Below are 19,607 nucleotides of genomic sequence, written 5' to 3' on the forward strand. Positions count from 1 at the left end.
CCGCCATGACGGTCCAAGAGCTGCCCGGTGCCGGTGCGTCCCACCGCTCCACCCCGCCGCCCGCCTGGAGGCCCCGTACGGATGCCGCCCCGCTGCTCCCGGACCCCGAGCCGTACCGGGTGCTGGGCACCCCGGCCGCCGACCGGCTCGACCCCGAGCTGATGCGCCGGTGCTACGCCGAGCTGGTGCGCGGCCGCCGCTACAACGCCCAGGCCACCGCCCTCACCCGGCAGGGCCGTCTGGCCGTGTATCCCTCCACCGTGGGCCAGGAGGCGTGCGAGATCGCCGCAGCCATGGTCCTGGAGGAGCAGGACTGGCTCTTCCCGAGCTACCGCGACACCCTCGCGGCCGTGGCGCGCGGACTGGATCCCGTAGAGGCGCTGACGCTGCTGCGCGGCGACTGGCACACCGGGTACGACCCGCGCGAGCGCCGGATAGCCCCGCTGTCGACCCCGCTCGCCACCCAGCTGCCGCACGCGGTCGGCCTGGCGCACGCCGCCCGGCTGCGCGGGGACGACGTGGTCGCCCTTGCCATGGTCGGCGACGGCGGCACCAGCGAGGGCGATTTCCACGAGGCCATGAACTTCGCCGCCGTCTGGCAGGCGCCGGTGGTCTTCCTCGTGCAGAACAACGGCTTCGCGATCTCCGTCCCGCTCGCCAAGCAGACCGCCGCCCCGACCCTGGCCCACAAGGCCGTGGGGTACGGGATGCCCGGCCGTCTCGTCGACGGCAACGACATCGCCGCCATGCACGAGGTGCTGTCCGAGGCCGTCCGGCGGGCCCGGTCCGGCGGCGGCCCGACCATGATCGAGGCCGTCACGTACCGCATCGAGGCCCATACCAACGCCGACGACGCCACCCGCTACCGGGGCGACGCCGAGGTCGAGGCGTGGAAGGCGCACGATCCGATCGAGCTGCTGGAGCGCGAGCTGACCGCGCGCGGCCTGCTGGACGAGGCGGGCATCAAGGCCGCCAAGGACGCGGCCGAGGCGATGGCGGCGGCGCTGAGGGACGGGATGAACGCGGAGCCGGTGCTCGACCCCATGGACCTCTTCGGGCACGTCTACGCGCAGCAGACCGGCCGGCTCCGCGAACAGGCGGCCATGCTCCGCGCCGAGCTGGAAGCGGCCGAGCAGGAAGAGCACGAAGAGGGGGACGGATCATGACCACGGTGGCGGTGAAGCCGCCGGCCGCGAAGCCGGCGACCATGGCCCAGGCCCTGAACCGGGCGATGCGCGACGCGATGGCCGAGGACCCCACGGTCCACGTGATGGGCGAGGACGTCGGAGCGCTCGGCGGGGTCTTCCGCATCACGGACGGGCTCGCGAAGGAATTCGGCGAGGACCGCTGTACGGACACCCCCCTCGCGGAGGCCGGCATCCTCGGCGCGGCCGTCGGCATGGCCATGTACGGGCTGCGGCCGGTCGTGGAGATGCAGTTCGACGCCTTCGCGTACCCGGCTTTCGAGCAGCTGATCTCGCACGTGGCGAAGATGCGCAACCGGACCAAGGGCGCGATGCCGCTCCCGATCACGATCCGGGTGCCGTACGGCGGCGGGATCGGCGGCGTGGAGCACCACTGCGACTCCTCCGAGGCCTACTACGTGGCCACGCCCGGGCTCACCGTCGTCACCCCGGCGACGGTCGAGGACGCGTACGGACTGCTGCGCGCCTCCATAGCCAGCGACGACCCGGTGATCTTCCTGGAGCCGAAGCGGCTGTACTGGTCCAAGGCCGACTGGTCGCCCGAGGCGCCCGCGGCGGTCCCCGGCATCGGCGAGGCACTCGTCCGGCGGACCGGCACGAGCGCGACGCTGATCACCTACGGCCCCTCCCTGCCGGTGTGCCTGGAGGCGGCCGAGGCGGCGCGCGAGGAGGGCTGGGACCTGGAGGTCGTGGACCTGCGCTCGCTGGTCCCCTTCGACGAGGAGACCGTCGTGGCCTCCGTACGCCGGACCGGGCGCGCGGTGGTGGTCCACGAGGCCGGCGGCTTCGGCGGACCGGGCGCGGAGATCGCCGCCCGTATCTCGGAGCGGTGCTTCCACCACCTGGAGGCCCCCGTCCTGCGGGTCACCGGCTTCGACATCCCCTATCCGCCGCCGATGCTGGAGAAGCACCACCTGCCCGGCGTGGACCGGATCCTGGACACGGTGGCCCGTCTGCAGTGGGAGAACTGATGCCGCAGGTCATGGAGTTCAAGCTGCCCGACCTGGGTGAAGGGCTGACCGAGGCGGAGATCGTCCGCTGGCTGGTGGCGGTCGGCGACGTCGTCGCCATCGACCAGCCCGTCGTCGAGGTCGAGACGGCCAAGGCGATGGTGGAGGTGCCCTGCCCGTACGGCGGCGTGGTCACCGCCCGCTTCGGCGAGGAGGGGACGGAACTGCCCGTCGGCGCACCGCTGATCACGGTGGCCGTGGGTGCGCAGTGCGCGCCGGCCGATGCCGTCGCCCCCGAGGGGGCCCAGGGTTCCGCGAACGCGCCCCGGCCCCTGATCGGTTACGGCTCGGACGATTCACGTCCGGCGCGTCGGAGGCGGGTGCGACCCGGCTCCGCCGCGCCGGGGGCGGCTCCCGCGGCTCCGGCTCCGGCCGCGGTCGCGGTGGTCACGGCACCACCCGTCACGGCACCGCCCGTCACGGCACCGGCGGCCGCCGCACCGGCCGTCGTCGCCGGGCCGGTGCCGGTCATCTCGCCGCTGGTGCGCAAGCTGGCGCGGGACCACGGGGTGGACCTGCGCGCCCTGCGCGGCTCCGGGCCCGAGGGGCTGATCCTGCGGGCGGACGTCGAGGCGGCGCTGCGCGCACCGGAGCCGGCTCCGTCGGCGCCCGTTGCTGTCTCCGCCGCGCCGGAGGGCGCCACGCGGATCCCCCTCAAGGGGGTGCGCGGGGCGGTCGCGGACAAGCTGTCGCGCAGCCGGCGCGAGATTCCGGACGCCACCTGCTGGGTGGACGCGGACGCCACCGAGCTGATGGCGGCCCGGGCGGCGATGAACGCCGCGGGCGGCCCGAAGATCTCGGTGCTCGCGCTGCTCGCCCGGATCTGCACGGCGGCGCTGGCCCGGCACCCGGAGCTCAACTCCACGGTGGACCTGGCGGCGAACGAGATCGTCCGGCTGCCGGCCGTGCACCTGGGCTTCGCCGCGCAGACGGAGCGGGGCCTGATGGTTCCGGTGGTCCGGGACGCGCAGGCGCGCAGTGCGGAGTCGCTGTCGGCGGAGTTCGCGCGGCTCACGGAGCTGGCGCGGGCGGGGAAGCTGGCTCCGGCCGATCTCACCGGTGGCACCTTCACCCTGAACAACTACGGGGTGTTCGGGGTCGACGGCTCCACGCCGATCATCAACCATCCCGAGGCGGCGATGCTTGGTGTGGGGCGGATCATTGCGAAGCCGTGGGTGCACCAAGGGGAGCTGGCGGTGAGGCAGGTCGTCCAGCTGTCGCTGACCTTCGACCACCGGGTGTGCGACGGCGGGACCGCGGGCGGCTTCCTGCGGTACGTCGCCGACTGCGTCGAGTCCCCCTCGGTACTGCTGCGCAGCCTGTAGCTCCGCGCGGGGTGGCCGGCCCTGCGGGGCGGAGTCCCCTACCCACCCTTCGCCCGTTCCCCGGGGCTGCGCCCCGGACCCCCTCGGGGGCTCCGCCCCCGGACCCGGTCCTCAAACGCCGGCGAGGCTGAATTTTCCCGGCGGAGCCGGAAAATCCAGCCCGTCCGGCGTTTGAGGACCGGGTCCGGGCGGAGCCCGGGGAACGGTGGAAGGGCGGGCAGGGGAACTCCGCCCCGCGCAGCGGCGGCCGGGGGCCGGGCGGCTCAGGTGGTCAGGAGGAGTTTGCCCACGTGGGTGCTCGCCTCCAGGACGCGGTGGGCCTCCGGTGCCTCGCTCATCGGGTAGGTCGCGTGCACCACCGGGTGGATGCGGCCCGCCGCGATCAGGGGCCATACGTGTTCGCGTACGGCCGCGACGATCGCCGCCTTCTCCTCCAGGGGGCGCGCGCGGAGCGTGGTGGCGGTGATCGCCGCCCGCTTCGCCAGCAGGGCGGCCAGGTTCAGTTCCGCCTTGATGCCGCCCTGGAGCCCGATGATCGCGAGGCGGCCGTTCACGGCCAGCGCGTCCACGTTCCGGGTCAGGTACTTCGCGCCCATGATGTCCAGGATCACGTCCGCCCCGGCGCCGCCCGTGGCCGCCCGGATCTCCTCGACGAAGTCCTGCTCGCGGTAGTCGATCAGGATGTCGGCGCCCAGCTCGGCGCAGCGCGCCAGCTTCTCCTTGCCGCCGGCCGTCACCGCGACCCGCGCGCCCACCGCCTTCGCGAGCTGGATCGCCATCGTTCCGATGCCGCTCGATCCGCCGTGCACCAGCAGGGTTTCGCCCGGGCGCAGCCCGGCCACCATGAACACGTTCGACCAGACCGTGGAGACGACCTCCGGCAGGGCCGCCGCCGTCACCAGGTCCACGCCCGCCGGTACCGGCAGCAGCTGGCCCGCCGGGACGGCCACCCGCTGCGCGTACCCGCCGCCGGAGAGCAGCGCGCACACCTCGTCTCCGACCGACCAGCCGGACACCCCGGCCCCGATCGCGGAGATCCGCCCGGAGCACTCCAGGCCGGGATGGGGCGAGGCGCCGGGCGGCGGGTTGTAGAAGCCCTGCCGCTGCAGGACGTCGGCGCGGTTCACGGCGCTCGCCGCCACCTCGACGAGGACCTCGCCGTCTCCGGCCACCGGGTCGGGTGCGTCGGCCCACACCAGGGCCTCGGGGCCGCCGGGCTGTTCGATGGTGATCGCATGCATGGCCGGAGGCTACCGCGCGGATCGCCCGTCAAGTGGAACATCACGGGCTGGTGAAACCGGTGGGGATCGGCATGCGGCGGGCTGTATGACTCTTCTTGCCGGGGGACGCACGCCCACGAGTGGAGGACCGTACGCATGAGCAGCAGTTCAGCAGCCGGTGGCGGCGGTGGCACGAGTCCCACGCCGCCTTCGGGGCCGTCCGGGACGGGCAGGGGCGGGCGGCGAGGATCCGGTACGCGGTTAGGGGAGTGGGCCGCCCTGATCTCCGCCGTCGCGGCGGTGGCGGGTGTGGCCCTGGGCTTCCTCGGTCTGCCCGCACTCATCAAGTCGCCCACGGCGCGGCCCGTCCCGACCGAGACCGTGTACGTCACCGTGACCCCGAGCGCGCCTGCGGCACCGGGGCCCGGACCGTCGGCCTCCGGCCCCGGGGCGAGCACACCGCCGCCGCCCCCGGGCGCCACCACCACACTCACCTTGCCCAAGGCCTACGGGTTCCGCCTGCGGGAGGCCGTGCCGGTCGTCGAACGCGTCTCCAAAGCACTGGACTTCTACCGCGACTCCTCCAACTCGGTGTGGGCGGACAACGGCGGGCGGATCGTCGCCCTCGAACCCCGGGAGCCCGGAACCCTCGACACGTGCAGGGCGGTGACCCGTTTCGTCGAGAAGATCCCGATCGAGTCGCTCCAGACGGGCGCGCGGTTCTGCTTCGAGACCGGCAAGGGCGCCCTCGCCCTGGTGGAGGTCCCGAAGGACGGAGACGCCGGCGGCTTCGTGGTCCTCAACGTCACCCTGCTGGGGACGCGTTAGGGACGGCCTAGTCCACCGGACCCAGGACCACCGGCGGGACGGCCGTCGGGGCGGCGCGGACGATCGTGATCACTCGGTCCGTCAGCTGCAGGGGGCTCGCGTGCGGATCGTCGTACGGGAGCAGGCGGTGGCCGCGCAGGACGCTGACGACCAGGTCGTCGGTGTCCCGGACCGATTTGCCGACCTCCGCCCGGTTCACCGGACGCTCGATCAGGTCCAGTCCGCTGCCCTGCTGGATGAGGTCCTCCATCACGGTGCCCGCGCTCGGGCTGAGCACCGAGAGCCCGAGCAGCCGGCCCGCCGCGCTCGCGCTCGTGATGACCGCGTCAGCGCCCGACTGCTTCAGCAGCGGGGCGTTCTCCTCTTCCCGGACGGCCGCCACGATCTTCGCGCCGCGGTTGAGCTGGCGTGCCGTCAGGGTGACCAGCACCGCCGTGTCGTCGCGCTGGGTGGCGATGACGATCTGACGGGCCTTCTGGATCTCGGCGCGCAGCAGGACTTCGGAGCGCGTGGCGTCGCCGACGACCCCGGTGAACCCCTCCGCGTTGGCGATGTCGATCACCTTCGCGCTGGGGTCGACGATGACGATCTGCTCCCTGCTGAGGCCGGTGGCCAGCAGGGTCTGCAGGGCGGAGCGGCCCTTCGTGCCGAAGCCGACGACGACCGTGTGGTCACGCAAGTTCTTCCTCCAGCGGCTGAGCCGCCACTCTTCCCTGGTGCGTTCGGTGAGCACTTCCAGGGTGGTGCCGACCAGGATGATCAGGAACAGCACGCGCAGCGGGGTGATCAGCAGGACGTTGACCAGCCGCGCGCTGTCGCTGTACGGGACGATGTCGCCGTAGCCGGTCGTCGACAGGGTGACGGTCGCGTAGTAGACGCAGTCGAGGAAGTCGACCTTGTTGTTGGCGTTGTCGTGGTAGCCGTCGCGGTCGATCCACACGATCAGGACCGTCAGGGCCATCACGAACAGGGCCATCAGCAGGCGCCGGGAGACCTGTCGGAGCGGCTTCTCCACGATGCGCTTGGGCAGTTTGATGCGGCGCGAGACGAGCTTCTCGTCGGCGCCGCGCGCCATCGCGTCGGATCCGTGAAGTTTCACGTGAAACATCCCCCCGAGGCCCACGGGAGATCGAGGATCTCCAACTCCTGCCCGGACCGCGCCCCGTTCGGGGGTACGACGGCCAGCGCGTCCGCGGCGGCCACCCCGCGGAGCATCGCCGGCCCGTTGTAGCGCAGCGGTACGGCATGGTCCTCGGTCAGCAGGACCGGTACGAGCCGGGTGTCGTGCGGGTGACCCGGTACGTCGCCCTCCACGGGCACCGCGTACCGGGGGCGCGGGCGCCGTCCGGCGAGGGTGCGCAGCAGCGGTTCGGCGAGCGTGAGCAGCCCGGAGACGGCGGCCAGCGGGTTGCCGGGCAGCCCCACCAGGTGGCGGACCGGATCCCGGCCGGAGGCCCCGCCGGCGATGCGGGCCAGCAGCATCGGGTGCCCGGGACGTACGGCCACCCCGTCGACGAGCAGGACCGCGCCGGCCTTGTCGAGCACGGGGTGGACGTGGTCGACGGGGCCGGAGGCGGTGCCGCCGGTGGTGATGAGCACGTCGGCGGTGGAGCCGGTGACGGCCGCCAGCAGGGCTTCGGCGCCCGCCGGGTCGTCGCCGAGCCGCCGGACCGAGACCACCTCGGCGCCGAGCCGGGTCAGCCAGGGGCCCAGCATGGGGCTCAGGGCGTCGCGGATGAGGCCGTCGTGCGGGGGGCCTTCGGTGAGCAGTTCGTCGCCCAGGACCAGGATCTCCACGCGCGGCCGGGGGCGGGTGGTGAGCTCGTCGTACCCGGCGGCCGCGGCGAGCCCGAGGACGGCGGGGGTCACCAGGGACCCGGCGGGCAGCAGCAGGTCGCCGGAGCGGCATTCCTGGCCGCGCGGGCGGATGTCCTGGCCGGTGGCCACGGGCCGCTGCGCGTACAGCAGGGTGCCGGCCTCGCGGGAATGCTCGCTGCGGATCACGGCGGTGGTGTCCGCCGGGATCCGGGCACCGGTGGCGATCCGTACGGCCTCGCCGTCCGCGAGAGGAGCGGGGCGGTCGCTGCCGGCCAGCGCGCTCTCGCCGGTGCGGATGGTCCAGGGCCCGGGTCCGGCGACGGCCCAGCCGTCCATCGCGGAGGTGTCGAAGGAGGGCAGGTCGCCCAGGGCGTCGAGGGGCGCGGCCAGCACCTCGCCGAGGGCGGCCGGCAGGGGGACCCGGTGGGTGCGGCCGGGGACGCCCGCACCGGCGCGGGCGGCGGCCTCCCGGGCCCGGGCCCAGGCCGAGGCGCGGTGGCCGCCGCCGGCGCCTGCGGAGGCGCCCGCGGTGCCGGCGTCGGGGCGGGGGGCGCGGCTGACCAGGGCCAGGGCCTGGTCGAGGGCGCGGTCGGCGTCGGTGCCGGGGTCGGCGGTCATCCGGAGCCGGTCGCTTCGGGACCGGCGGCCTCGCGGCCGGCTGCTTCCGCGGCCTCGCCCTCCGCGGCCCAGCGCAGGGCCAGTTCGGCGGCCTTGCGGGAGGCCTCGGCCACGGCCTGCGCGGGGTCGGCGCCGGTGGCTTCGGCGTGGGCGGCCGCGTAGCCGACGAGGAAGGTCGTCAGGGGGGCGGCGGGCCGGGCGACGCCGTGGGCGGCGTCACGGGCGAGGTCGAGCAGGGTCTTGGTGTCGACGGCGACGTCGATGCCCAGCTCGTTCTTGACGGCGGTGATCCATTGCTCCAGCACGGTTCCATGCTCTCTGATTCGGGCGCGGGCGGCGGCGAGATCGTCCCAGGTGTCGCAGTCGAAGGAGGCGAGCGGCGCCGCCGCGGTGACCGGGGTGAGGTCGAGTTCGGCGGTGAGGGCGCGCAGGGGGAGGCCGTTCACCGAGCCGTGTTCGGTGGCCAGCAGGGCGATTTCCCTGCGCAGGGGTTCGGCGCGGTACGCGGCGACCAGGGGCTGGTCGCGGCCGCCCGGGTCCCGGAGCAGGGCTCCGTCGCGGGTGTGGTGCTCGGGCGCGTCGAGGGCGCGGAGCAGGGAGTGGACCGTGTCCCGGTCCAGGAACGGCAGGTCGGCGGAGAGTACGAGGACCAGCGGGGCGGTGGTGTGCCGCAGCCCGGCGTCCAGCGCGGCGAGGGGGCCGCCGCCGGGGGGGTCCTCCCGGGCCCAGCGCACGGGGCGGGCGGTGTGCCTGCGGCCGGCGACCACGACGGTGGTGGCGGCGTCTTCGCAGGCCGCGAGGACGCGGTCGAGGAGGGGGCGGCCGCCCACCAGGAGGCCGGGTTTGTCGGCTCCGCCGAGTCGGCTTGCGGCGCCGCCGGCCAGGACGATGGCGTCGTAGGTCATTCCCCGAGTATGCGGGGGGTCGGGGCCGGATGGGCTGCGGCGTTTACCGGGTTCTTACCCGGTGTCCCGGCCGGGGTGGGTCGGCGGCTGCGCCTGCCGGTTCGGCTGCCGCTGCGCGGGGCGGAGTCCCCGCGGCGACCCTTGCTGCTGCGCGGGGCTGGAGTCCCCGCTGCGACCCTTGCTGCTGCGCGGGGCTGTCCCCTACCCGCCCTTCGCCCGTTCCCCGGGCGCTGCCCGGACCCGGTCCTCAAACGCCGGACGGGCTGGGGGTACCGGGCTGCGCCCGGACCCCTTCGGGGCTCCGCCCCGGACCCCGGTCCTCAAACGCCGGACGGCTGAAAAGACAAACCCCGGCCGGTTGGAAGGGTGAACCCCGGCCGGGGATGGGTGCGGGGCCGCCCGTGGGCGGCCCCGGGGGGTGGGTCAGAGGTACGGGCCCGAGCGGATGGCGCCGTGGGGGCCGTCTTCGTCGTCCTCGTGGGAGGAGCCCGGGGGGAGGGCGCGGCGCATCTGTTCCAGTTGGGCCCGCGCCGCCATCTGCTGCGCGAACAGGGCCGTCTGGATGCCGTGGAACAGGCCTTCCAGCCAGCCCACCAACTGGGCCTGCGCGATGCGCAGTTCCGCCTCGGAGGGGATGGCTTCCTCCGTGAAGGGGAGGGACAGGCGCTCCAGTTCCTCCACCAGCTCGGGGGCCAGGCCGTCTTCCAGTTCCTTCACGGACGCCGCGTGGATGTCCTTGAGACGGACCCGGCTGGCCTCGTCCAGAGGTGCGGCGCGTACCTCTTCCAGGAGTTGCTTGATCATGCTGCCGATCCGCATGACCTTGGCGGGCTGTTCGACCATCTCGCTCACCGGGACCTCGCGCGACTCGTCATCGGCGCCGCCGACCGGCATCCCGTCCTGCCCCACGATCAGGCCGTGCGGGGGGCTGTCCTGCGACCGTTCACTCCTCGGCATCTCCATGCCGTCATTCTCTCGCACACCTTCGTATTCACACGGTGTGCCCCCGCACGGGCGTGATCCACCCTGTGCGGGGGCACCAATGCGGGGGCACCGAGGAGGCGCCGAGGAGTCACCGGCCGATGTGTCAGACCTCGCGGCGGGCCAGTGCTCCGCTCGAGCGGGTGACCAGGGCCGCCAGCAGCGCCGCGCCCAGCGGGACGACGATCAGCAGGCCGCCCAGCGTGGTCCACGGGACCGCGATCGGGATGTACGGGACGACCTCGGAGGCCGCCGACCAGCCGTTCTCGATACCGTTCTGGACCAGGTCGGCCGCGGCCCGCCGTTCGGTGAGCCGGAGTCCGACCGCGGGCAGGATCCCGGCCGCCGAGCCGAGGACCACGCCCATGAAGGCGACCACCCCGCACTGGAAGCCGCTGAGCGTGCGCCGCACCCGCGGGGGTGCGCCGACCGCCGCGAGGGTCTTCAGGTCGCCCTCGGCGTCCGCCTGGGCGAGGCCGGTGGCGATGCCGGCCGCACCGATGGTGACCAGGCCCGCGAAGACGGTCAGGACGAGCATGGGCAGGCTGTCGTCGCCCTCGTAGCCCTTCTCGATCCGCACGCTCGTGTCCAGGCCCAGTTTGTCGAGGGCGCCGTCGAGCCGCTGGCGCTGCTCGGAGCTCGCGCCCCCGTCCAGGGTGAAGTACGAGCCGAAGGGGACGGAGGTGATCCCGGCGTTCTTCGCGGCCGTGGCCGGCAGCACCAGCTCCAGGCCGTAGCCCTGAACCGAATCGGGCAGCTGGTACACGGCGAGGACCTTGTCCACGCCGGCGGGCGGCTCGTCGTTCGGGGCCCCGGGGACGGGCTCGCCCTGGCCGGTGATCAGCCGGACGGTGACCTTGCCGTCGCGCACGTTCTGCTTCTTGAAGGAGACGGCCTTGCCCGCCTTCAGCGCGGCCACCGCGCCCGGGTCCTCGACGGCCAGGACGGACAGCAGTTTCTCGTCGGCGACGACCGTGGAGTGCGCGACGCCGAAGCGGCCTTCCTGGCACCGCCAGTCGTTGCGCAGCTCCTTGCGCTGGGCCAGCGTGAACGAACTCGGCCCGTTCTCGGCCCCGTAGAGGGGGCAGCGCTGTTCCTTCGGGATGACGATCTCGGTCCGCCCGCAGTCCGGGCTGTCGCCGTACGGGGAGCAGCCCGGCTTGCCGACGACGGTGCGCTCCACGTCGGCCCGTACGGCCACCGGGAGTTCCTTGTTCAGGGTCTCGCGCATCGCGGGCACGTCCCGGTACGCGGTGAACTCGTGGCTCTCGATCACCCCGGTGCCGAAGGGCAGGCTGGCGACGTACTCGCTGCGGGCCTGGATCTCCTTGCTGTGCTGGTACGTGGCCACGGCCACGGTGCCGGCCACGGCGGCCAGTACGGCGGCGACGGCCGGTGCCGTACGTCCCCGGTTGCGGACGGCGTCGCGCAGCGCGAGGCGGGGCGACAGGGGCAGCCACCGCCCGGCCCGGCCGAACAGGCCGACCAGGGTGGGGGTGAGGGCGACGACGCCGAGTTCGGCGATGGCGCTGCCGCCGGCGACGACGGTGGCGCCCATCTTGGAGACGGTGCCGAAGAGGGCGATGGCGGCGCCGCCCGCGATGGCGAGCAGGCCGATGACGGGCAGCACCCGGTTGGCCCGGCGCACTCCGCGGCGGCCCGTGAGGGAGGCCAGCACGGTCTGCCGGGAGGCGTTGACGGCGGGGACGATCGCGGCGAGCAGACCGGTCAGGACGGCGAGCAGGCCGATGGCGAGGAGCTCCAGCGGGCGGACGTCGAAGTGGCCGAACCGCTGGCCGATCACGCCCTCCAGGACCGGTTGGAGTCCGAGGGTGAGGGCGATGCCGAGGGCGGTGCCGGAGACGGCCGCCGCGATGCCGATGACGAGGCCGCCGGAGAGGACGATGGCCCGGATGTGCCGCCGGTCGCCGCCGTTGGCGCCGACCAGGCCGAGCTGGCGGCGCGAGCGCCGGGCGCCGACCGCGAAGGCGGGTCCGGCCAGCAGGCAGATCTCCAGCATGGCGAGGCCGACGACGGTGGAGACGATGGCGAGTTCGGTGGGTCCGATCATGGACCCGGACCGCCACATGTCCTTGGGCTGCTCCTTGTAGAGCGGCACCTCGGAGTCGGCCGGCGGGTTCAGCAGGACGGCGCGGGACTCGACGATGAGGTGCTGCTTGGCGTTGGTCTCCTTGACCATGTTCCACGTGAAACCATCGCCGCCGACCTTCACCAGGTACGCGTCCTGGGGGTTCATCCCCATCCCGCCGGCGGCCTTCAGCTCCCGGTCGAGCGGGGCCAGCAGGGTCCCGGGCGGAGCGAGGAGCTGCGCCGAGTTCAGGGAGTCGGGCAGCTCGTAGACGCCGACGATCTTGTACGAGGTCTTCGACTCGCGCGGGGTCACGCTGGAGCCGAGGAAGTACCCGGACTCCTCCAGGAAGGCGTTGGTGGCGAGGATCTCGCCGGCCGCCTTCGGGAGCCGGCCGCGCTCCAGCGTCCACAGGCCCTTGACCAGCGGGCTCGTCGGGTCCACCTCGCGCAGTTCGGCGTCCAGGATCCCGTGCCGGGTGCGGACCTTGCCGTAGGAGACGCTGTCCTTGACGGACTGGGATCCGGCCGGGAGCTGGGGCGCGGCGGGGGCCTCGTCCCGGCCGCCCTTGCCCGGGTCGTAGTCGTCGTAGCCGCCGACCGGGGCGTAGCTCTGCGCGTCGGGGGACTGGTAGAGCGGCCCGCCCATGTGGGAGTCGCGGATCTTGGCGTCGGCGGCGCCAAGCACCCGCTCCATGCGCTGCTCGGGGGAGAGCTGCGAGCTGCGCACGGTGAGATCGACGGCGCTCACGCCGACGATCGGCAGGGCGATCATGGCCAGGACGAGGGCGCTGCGGCCCTTGGAGCGCCAGGCGTCGCGGCGGGCTATCCGGATCGCCGCGATCCAGGAGTGGTACCAGGAGTTCACTGAGCGGCCGCCTGCCCGGAGAGCAGCGAGTCGGCGTGGCTGCGCAGGGTCTCGTCGACCACGCTGCCGTCGCGCAGGAAGACCACGCGGTCGGCCCAGGCGGCGAACCGCGGCTCGTGGGTGACCAGGATCCCGGCCGCGCCCGCGTCGCAGCGCGAGCGCAGCAGGGCGAGGACGGACTCCCCGGTCTCGGAGTCGAGGGCGCCGGTCGGCTCGTCGGCGAGGACCAGGCGGCGGTCGCCGACGAGGGCGCGGGCGATGGCGACGCGCTGCTGCTGGCCGCCGGACATCTCGTCGGGGAAGCGGTCGGCGAGCTGCCCGAGGTTCATCTCCTCCAGGGCCGCGAGCGCGGAGACGCGGGCCTTGCGGGCGGAGACCCCGTCGAGTTCGAGCGGCAGGGAGACGTTCTCGGCGGCGGTGAGGGCCGGGATCAGGTTGTAGTCCTGGAAGACGTACCCGATGCTGCGGCGGCGCAGGGCGGCGAGCTGCTTGCGGCTCGCCGCGGTGATGTCGGTGCCCTCGACGAGCACCCTGCCGCTGCTCGGGGTGTCGAGTCCGCCGGCGAGGGTCAGCAGCGTGGACTTCCCGGACCCGGACGGGCCCATGACGGCGACGAGTTCGCCGGGGAAGACGGAGAGGTTGATCCCGCGCAGGGCGTGCACCTCGGTGGCGCCGCTGCCGTGGGTGCGGACGAGCTGGTCCAGTTGCAATACGGGCTGGTCAGGCATGAAGGGTTCCCCCCTGGGACGTGGAGCGGTGGTTCAGACCCGCCGCGTGCGGGCGGTGCGGGAAAGGGACCGGTCGGTGGTCGTGGGTGTGGTCGGGACGGTGGTGCCCTCGGGCGGCTCGGCCTCGGCCGGCGCGAGCTCCCCGCGCGCGGACAGCCGTACGAGCCGGGACTCGCAGTGGTCGAGCCATCGGGCCTCGGCCTCGGTCTGGAAGATCAGCTGTTCCAGGACCAGCAGCCAGGCGATGTCGTCGCGTTCGCCGGAGCGTCCGCTCTCGATGCCGGTGAGCGCCTGCGCCTTGAGCCGGGTGTAGTCCTGCATGGCCTGGACGGTGGCGTGCCGCTGGGACTGGATGACGGCACGGATGTCCACGCCGGGTGCGCCGATGGCCATGGCGAGCTTGATGGCGAGCTCGTCCCGGGGCGGGTTGGCCCGGTCGACGGGACGCTCGTACCAGGCGTGCAGTTCGTCGCGGCCGGTCTCGGTGATGGCGTACAGGGTGTGTCCGGCCGTGTCCTCGCCGCCGGGCGCGACGAGGCCGTCGCGCTCCAGCCGGGCGAGCGTGGTGTACACCTGCCCGACGTTGAGCGGCCAGGTGGAACCGGTGCGGGACTCGAATTCGGTGCGGAGTTGAGAGCCGTACCTGGGGCCCCGTTCCAGCAGGGCGAGAAGGCCGTGGCGGATCGACATACTGAGTATGTATACCGAGTATGTCGATCTCCGCAACCATCCTGGGACGTACGTCCCAAGGGGGATCCGGGGCTATGCGCCCCGGCGCAGCCGCATTCCCATGAAGCCCAGACCCAGTCCCATCAGGGTGAATCCGGTGCCGAGCGGCAGTATGTGCGCGGCCAGATCGGCGGCCCGCTCGTTCGGCTCGGTACCGAGGGCGCCGATCACCGGGCTCACCGGGGGCTCCGCGGGGATCGCCGGAAGCGCAGGCGCCGGCTCCGTGCGCGGCAGCTCCGGGACGGGGCGCGCGGCGAGCACGGTCTCGGGGTTGGCGGGTTCGCCCACCGGCCGCCCGGGCCGCTCCCGGCCGGCCCCGGCGGAGCTTCCGGCGAGGTCCTCGAAGGCGGAGGTGGAGGCGGGGGTGGAGTCGGACGCCCGCGTGGCGGCCGCGGCGGGCGCGGGCGTCGTGACCAGCAGCGCGGCTGTCGCCATCGCTGCCCCGGCGGTCCAGCGCAGCGCGCGGGCGAAGGTCACGGACTCAGATTTACATAAGCGGATAAAAGTGGCATCCCGTACAGGCCGTTCGGGATCCCGGCTCGCTCAGAAGGTCGGATTCTTCACGGAAGCGGAACCGCACATGCTCCGGTAGCCGGCGTCGTTGAACGCCGCGGCCTCCACGCCGACCCGGTCGATCCCGCGCTTGTCCTGGAGGGTGGTCTCCCAGGTCTGGCTCTTGCCGGCCCCGCGCTTGTTGAAGCGCCAGGGCCAGTCGTGCGAGCCGCCGTGGTGGTCCAGTGTGTAGAGCCGGATCCCCGCGACGCGGGCGTCGTCCGAGGTGTCCACCGACGTGAGCCGGACGTTGAGGAGGGTGGAGCCGTTCAGCCACGTCCAGTCGGCGCTGCCGTAGGCGCCGGTGGTGTCGCAGCTGGAGGAGGCCCCGGCGGCCGAGGCGGGCGAGACGCAGAGCGCGCCGACCGCCAGCGCGGCGGCGCCTGAGGTGACGAGGCGTACGAGGCTGCGGGCGCGGTGGTGCAACAGGACTCCCGGAGGTGCGGCGGGTGTGACCTGCGCGTATGTATCAGAACCGGCGCACGGCGGGCGAACCGTGGTTCACCCGTCCGTGGCGCGTCCTGCTCCGGACCCGCTCCGGGCCTACTCCGGGTTGCCGGTCGAGATGTACAGGGTGAAGGTGGTGTCCTTCGGGTCGATCTTGCTGCCGGGGGCGGGCACCTGCTCCACGACGGTTCCCTCGCCGTAGACCGCCTCGTCCTTGGGCTTCGGGTCGTACGTCCAGCCGCCGGCCCGGATGCACGCCTTCACCGAGACCTCGTTGATGTACCGGAAGTCCGGCGCCTCCACCTTGGTGGCATCGCTGGACTTCTGCGGCTCCTTGCACTTGGCCTCGTCGATCGTGCGCGAAGTGTCGGGCCCCTTGTGCCCGGGCTTCGCCGGACCGGACGCCGAAGTGGAGGAACCCGGGGACGTCGGCCCGGCCTTGTCCTTGTCGCCGTCGCCGCCCATGTTCACCACGGCGATCACCCCGCCGATGACCACCAGCGCCGCCACGGCGGCCCCCACCACGACCCGGTTGTTCCGCGTCCGGCCGGCCCCGCCCGCGACCGGGCCGTGACTGCTCTGCCCGCCCTGCGGCGAGATCGTGTACGGCGGCGGGGTCGCGGCCGAGTACGGCGCCTGCTGGTGCTGCGCCTGCTGGTGCTGCTGCTGCGGGTACCCGTACGCCCCGGACTGCGGAGCCGGCGGCGGAGTCGGCGCGTACGCGGACGGCACCGGGGTGTGCGGCGCCTGGTACGGCTGCTGCACCGAGTGCGGCGGTGCCTGAAGGGCGGAGTCCACCGGCGGGAACACGGCCGAGCCGAGTCCGGCGCCGCTGTTGGTCGGGTGCGAGCCCGGGATGATGGCCGGGGCCCCGGTGTACCCGGCGCCGGCCACCCGCGCGACCTCGTCGAGCATGGCGGCGGCGGTGGGGAAACGCTCGTTCGGGTTCTTCTTCAGGGCCCGCGCCACCAGCGCGTCCATCGCCGGGGTGACCGAGCGGTTGATGGAGGACGGGGCGACCGGCTCCTCCTGCACGTGCGCGTACGCCATGCCCAGCGCCGAGTCGGCCACGAAGGGGACCCGCCCGGTCAGCAGCTCGAAGAGCATGATGCCCACCGAGTACAGGTCGGAGCGGGCGTCCACGGCGCGCCCGAGCGCCTGCTCGGGGGAGAGGTACTGCGGGGTGCCGACGACCATGCCGGTCTGCGTCATCGAGGTGACCCCCGACTGCATGGCCCGCGCGATGCCGAAGTCCATGACCTTCACCACTCCGCGCCGCGTCATCATGACGTTGCCCGGCTTGATGTCGCGGTGGACCAGCCCCATCTCGTGGCTGCTCTCCAGAGCCGCCAGCACGTCGGCCGTCACCTTCAGCGCCTTGTCGGCCGGCATGGCCCCGTACTGCCTGATGTCCCCGTCGAGGACGGAGCCGAGCGGCTGCCCCTCGACGTACTCCATGACGATGTACGGCATCACCCCGCCGTCGGCGACCGAGGGGTCGGCGAAGGAGACGACGCCCTCACCGGTGTCGAAGACCGAGACGATGTTGGTGTGCGACAGTTTTGCTACAGCCTGCGCCTCGCGCCGGAACCGTTCGCGGAAGGACTGTTCGCGCCCGAGCTCGCTGTGCAGCGTCTTGATGGCGACCTGGCGGTCGAGGGCCGAGTCGTAGGCGAGGTAGACGGAGGCCATGCCTCCCTCCCCGAGCAAGTCCCTCAGCTGGTAACGGCCACCGGCCAAAGAGCCGCCCGCGTACTGGCCCTGAGTGCCGTCCTGGCTCATGACTGTTGCTTCCCCTCGGGATGGTCCCTACGCCTCTGGCTGAGCGCATGTCGGCCTCAGTCTGCCGGAGGGCAACCACACGTCAAGCCGGGTTCCCGTTCCGTGACCACAAGGCCACAGGGGGTCCACAGGCGCCACACGGGCGGCCCGCGCAGCGTCCTCGTCCGAACGGTGACCGGTTCCGAGGCTGTAGCGTTCGTCGGAGCACACGATGAGGACCTACCGCTGAGCGGCGGCCGAGACAGACGACGGTGAGGACTGATGGCACCCGAACCCGAGGGAAGCGGCGCCGGGATGGCAGAGGGTCCTGAGCACTGGGGCGCGGGCGGCCTGGTGGGTGACGGCCGCTACCGGCTGACCCACCGTCTGGGCCGGGGCGGCATGGCCGAGGTCTTCGCCGCGGAGGACGTCCGGCTGGGCCGGACCGTCGCCGTCAAGCTGCTGCGCCCGGACCTGGCCGAGGACCCGGTGTCCAAGGCCCGCTTCACGCGCGAGGCGCAGTCGGTCGCCGGCCTCAACCACCATGCCGTGGTCGCCGTGTACGACTCGGGCGAGGACCGGGTCGGCCCGAACGTCGTCCCCTACATCGTCATGGAACTGGTCGAGGGCCGCACCATCCGCGACCTGCTGATCAGCGCCGAGGCCCCGGGCCCCGACCAGGCGCTGATCATCACCTCCGGGGTGCTCGAAGCGCTCGCGTACTCGCACCAGCACGGCATCGTGCACCGCGACATCAAGCCCGCCAACGTCATCATCACGGACACCGGCGCGGTCAAGGTGATGGACTTCGGCATCGCGCGCGCCCTGCACGGCGCGCAGTCGACGATGACCCAGACCGGCATGGTCATGGGCACGCCGCAGTACCTCTCGCCCGAACAGGCCCTCGGCAAGGCCGTGGACCACCGCTCCGACCTGTACGCGACGGGCTGCCTGCTCTACGAACTGCTCTCGCTGCGTCCCCCGTTCACCGGGGAGACCCCGCTGTCGGTGGTCTACCAGCACGTGCAGGACGCGCCGATCCCGCCCTCTCAGCTGCCCGAGGGCGGCCAGATCCCGCCGGAGCTCGACGGGCTCGTCATGCGCTCCCTCGCCAAGGACCCGGACGACCGGTTCCAGAGCGCCGAGGAGATGCGCGGGCTGGTCCAGTACGCCCTGCAGATGCTGCACGACCAGGGGCCGGGCACCGGCACCTGGAACACCGGACCGGTCACCATGGCGCTGCCGCACGGGCGGGGCCCGGCGCAGACCACGGCGATGGCGACCCCCGGCCAGGGCCAGCCGCAGTACGGCTCGCACACCTCGACCTCGCAGTTCCAGCAGCCGATGGTGCCGCCGCTGAACCCGGACGACGGCTCCGCCTACCCCGGTGGCGGAGGCAACGGCCACGGCGGGACCGGCGGTTACGACGGGTACGGCGACCGCCCCTCCGGCGGCGGCAACTGGAAGCTGTGGCTGTTCGCGATCCTCGCCGTGCTCGCGGTCGCGGGCGGCGTGGCGTACGCGGTCGACAACTTCGGCGGCAAGAAGGACCCCGGCACGGGCGGGACCCCCTCGTCGAGCTCCGTGTCCTCCCCGGCGGGCACGGCGCCGGAGACCCCGGCGCCGGAGACCTCGCAGTCCAAGTCGGCCCCGGAGAGCTCGTACTCGTACTCGGCGCCCCCGACGAACCGCAGCAAGTCCCCGTCGCCGAGCTATTCGTACTCGCCGAGCCCGACGCCGACGCCGACGCCCACCCCGACGCCCACTCCGACGCCGACGCCCACGCCGAGCCCGTCGAAGTCGATCACGCCGTCCCCGTCGAAGACTCCCGAGGACAACGGGCTGGGGATCGACGGAGAGTAGTCCCCGCGTCCTGCGCGAAGGCCCGGCCGCCCCTCTCGGTGAGAGGAGCCGCCGGGCCTTCGCGTTCGGGACCAAGGTCCCGGAGGGGGTGTGCTCAGAGGGCGTGCTGGTACTGCCGGTCCAGGTTGCCCGCGAGGGTGTGGACGGTGATGAGCTGGGGGTCGATCCGCATGTAGACGGGATCGAAGACCGCGCCGTCCACGAAGTGCGGACCGGGTCCGAACAGTTCCAGTTCGGCGGTCGTGGGTTCGACGATGTTCGCGGTGCCGGTGAACTGCACCGACCACAGCTGGGACTCGCCGGAATTGAAGTTGTCGGCTCCGTAGGAGACCACGCTGCCATTGCAGGCGTGGTGGTATCCGAAACCGGAGTGCATTCTCAGGATGACCTTGCCGTTGACGACGATGTGGCGCGCGACGGCGAGAAAGGGCAGCGCGCGCATGCTGGTGGCGGCTCGGCCGTACGGCACGCGGCGCAGCAGTTCGATGGCGTGGAGCTCCTCAGGGGACATGTCATCCACTGTCCTGTACCGACACCCTGCCGGAAAAGAGGAGCCCGCCCCGCACATCGAGGACGTTGGTCCCGAATTAAACAGTGCGCCCCGTGGAATCGTGCGACCACGGGGCGTCACGCTGTGTAGCGAATCCGGGGGAGGCCGGAA

Annotated in this window: 17 protein-coding genes; 5 read left to right on the forward strand and 12 right to left on the reverse strand. The window is 73.0% G+C overall.

What is annotated here, in order from left to right; translation table 11 throughout:
- The first annotated feature begins 5 nt into the window (after positions 1-5).
- From pdhA to NLX94_RS09545, 3 genes are read left to right on the forward strand one after another with little or no spacing between them, the layout of a single operon-like run.
- Positions 6-1,166 (forward strand): pyruvate dehydrogenase (acetyl-transferring) E1 component subunit alpha, encoded by a 1,161-nt coding sequence (gene pdhA / locus NLX94_RS09535; RefSeq protein WP_254382172.1) that lies wholly within the window; start codon positions 6-8, stop codon positions 1,164-1,166.
- Positions 1,163-2,176, forward strand: coding sequence for an alpha-ketoacid dehydrogenase subunit beta (locus NLX94_RS09540; protein WP_254382173.1), 1,014 nt, complete (start codon positions 1,163-1,165; stop codon positions 2,174-2,176). The genes pdhA and NLX94_RS09540 overlap by 4 nt, the downstream gene beginning before the upstream one ends.
- Positions 2,176-3,540, forward strand: a complete 1,365-nt coding sequence (locus tag NLX94_RS09545; RefSeq protein ID WP_254382174.1) for a dihydrolipoamide acetyltransferase family protein — start codon at positions 2,176-2,178, stop codon at positions 3,538-3,540. Before NLX94_RS09540 ends, NLX94_RS09545 begins: the two co-directional genes overlap by 1 nt.
- Before the next feature lie 263 nt (positions 3,541-3,803).
- Here NLX94_RS09545 and NLX94_RS09550 read toward each other — a convergent pair whose 3' ends face one another.
- A complete protein-coding gene (locus tag NLX94_RS09550; RefSeq protein WP_254382175.1) occupies positions 3,804-4,781 on the reverse strand; it encodes an NAD(P)H-quinone oxidoreductase in 978 nt (325 codons plus the stop codon).
- Between the two features lie 135 nt (positions 4,782-4,916).
- Here NLX94_RS09550 and NLX94_RS09555 point away from each other — a divergent pair, with 135 nt between their 5' ends.
- Entirely contained in the window at positions 4,917-5,588 is a 672-nt protein-coding gene (locus NLX94_RS09555; RefSeq protein WP_254382176.1) for a hypothetical protein, read from the forward strand.
- A 7-nt stretch (positions 5,589-5,595) separates the two neighbouring features.
- On the opposite strand, the gene NLX94_RS09560 is transcribed toward NLX94_RS09555, so the two are convergent.
- The 10 genes from NLX94_RS09560 to NLX94_RS09605 form a co-directional block, all read right to left on the reverse strand.
- Complete coding sequence (locus NLX94_RS09560) at positions 5,596-6,696, reverse strand: TrkA family potassium uptake protein (RefSeq protein ID WP_254382177.1); 1,101 nt, start codon at positions 6,694-6,696, stop codon at positions 5,596-5,598.
- On the reverse strand, positions 6,684-8,024 hold the full coding sequence (locus NLX94_RS09565; RefSeq protein ID WP_254382178.1) for a molybdopterin molybdotransferase MoeA: 1,341 nt from the start codon (positions 8,022-8,024) through the stop codon (positions 6,684-6,686). Before NLX94_RS09565 ends, NLX94_RS09560 begins: the two co-directional genes overlap by 13 nt.
- On the reverse strand, positions 8,021-8,929 hold the full coding sequence (locus NLX94_RS09570) for an NTP transferase domain-containing protein (RefSeq protein ID WP_254382179.1): 909 nt from the start codon (positions 8,927-8,929) through the stop codon (positions 8,021-8,023). The genes NLX94_RS09565 and NLX94_RS09570 overlap by 4 nt, the downstream gene beginning before the upstream one ends.
- 423 nt (positions 8,930-9,352) lie before the next feature.
- The gene (locus tag NLX94_RS09575; RefSeq protein WP_254382180.1) at positions 9,353-9,892 is read right to left on the reverse strand and encodes a bacterial proteasome activator family protein; all 540 of its coding nucleotides are present in this window, start codon (positions 9,890-9,892) and stop codon (positions 9,353-9,355) included.
- 124 nt (positions 9,893-10,016) lie between these two features.
- A complete protein-coding gene (locus NLX94_RS09580; RefSeq protein WP_254382181.1) occupies positions 10,017-12,866 on the reverse strand; it encodes an ABC transporter permease in 2,850 nt (949 codons plus the stop codon).
- Positions 12,863-13,594, reverse strand: a complete 732-nt coding sequence (locus NLX94_RS09585; RefSeq protein ID WP_254382182.1) for an ABC transporter ATP-binding protein — start codon at positions 13,592-13,594, stop codon at positions 12,863-12,865. Before NLX94_RS09585 ends, NLX94_RS09580 begins: the two co-directional genes overlap by 4 nt.
- Before the next feature lie 33 nt (positions 13,595-13,627).
- Positions 13,628-14,284, reverse strand: coding sequence for a PadR family transcriptional regulator (locus NLX94_RS09590; protein WP_254382183.1), 657 nt, complete (start codon positions 14,282-14,284; stop codon positions 13,628-13,630).
- Between the two features lie 72 nt (positions 14,285-14,356).
- A complete protein-coding gene (locus tag NLX94_RS09595) occupies positions 14,357-14,800 on the reverse strand; it encodes a hypothetical protein (RefSeq protein ID WP_254382184.1) in 444 nt (147 codons plus the stop codon).
- Positions 14,801-14,866: 66 nt separating this feature from the next.
- Complete coding sequence (locus tag NLX94_RS09600; RefSeq protein WP_254382185.1) at positions 14,867-15,301, reverse strand: hypothetical protein; 435 nt, start codon at positions 15,299-15,301, stop codon at positions 14,867-14,869.
- Positions 15,302-15,418: 117 nt separating this feature from the next.
- Positions 15,419-17,104 (reverse strand): Stk1 family PASTA domain-containing Ser/Thr kinase, encoded by a 1,686-nt coding sequence (locus NLX94_RS09605; RefSeq protein WP_254382186.1) that lies wholly within the window; start codon positions 17,102-17,104, stop codon positions 15,419-15,421.
- 294 nt (positions 17,105-17,398) lie between these two features.
- Here NLX94_RS09605 and NLX94_RS09610 point away from each other — a divergent pair, with 294 nt between their 5' ends.
- A complete protein-coding gene (locus NLX94_RS09610) occupies positions 17,399-18,946 on the forward strand; it encodes a protein kinase (RefSeq protein WP_254382187.1) in 1,548 nt (515 codons plus the stop codon).
- Between the two features lie 94 nt (positions 18,947-19,040).
- Here NLX94_RS09610 and NLX94_RS09615 read toward each other — a convergent pair whose 3' ends face one another.
- Positions 19,041-19,457 (reverse strand): pyridoxamine 5'-phosphate oxidase family protein, encoded by a 417-nt coding sequence (locus NLX94_RS09615; protein ID WP_254382188.1) that lies wholly within the window; start codon positions 19,455-19,457, stop codon positions 19,041-19,043.
- Positions 19,458-19,607 lie beyond the last annotated feature (150 nt).

It is taken from the genome of Streptomyces sp. TBY4, assembly GCF_024213195.1.
In the GTDB taxonomy this organism is placed as follows: Bacteria; Actinomycetota; Actinomycetes; order Streptomycetales; family Streptomycetaceae; genus Streptomyces.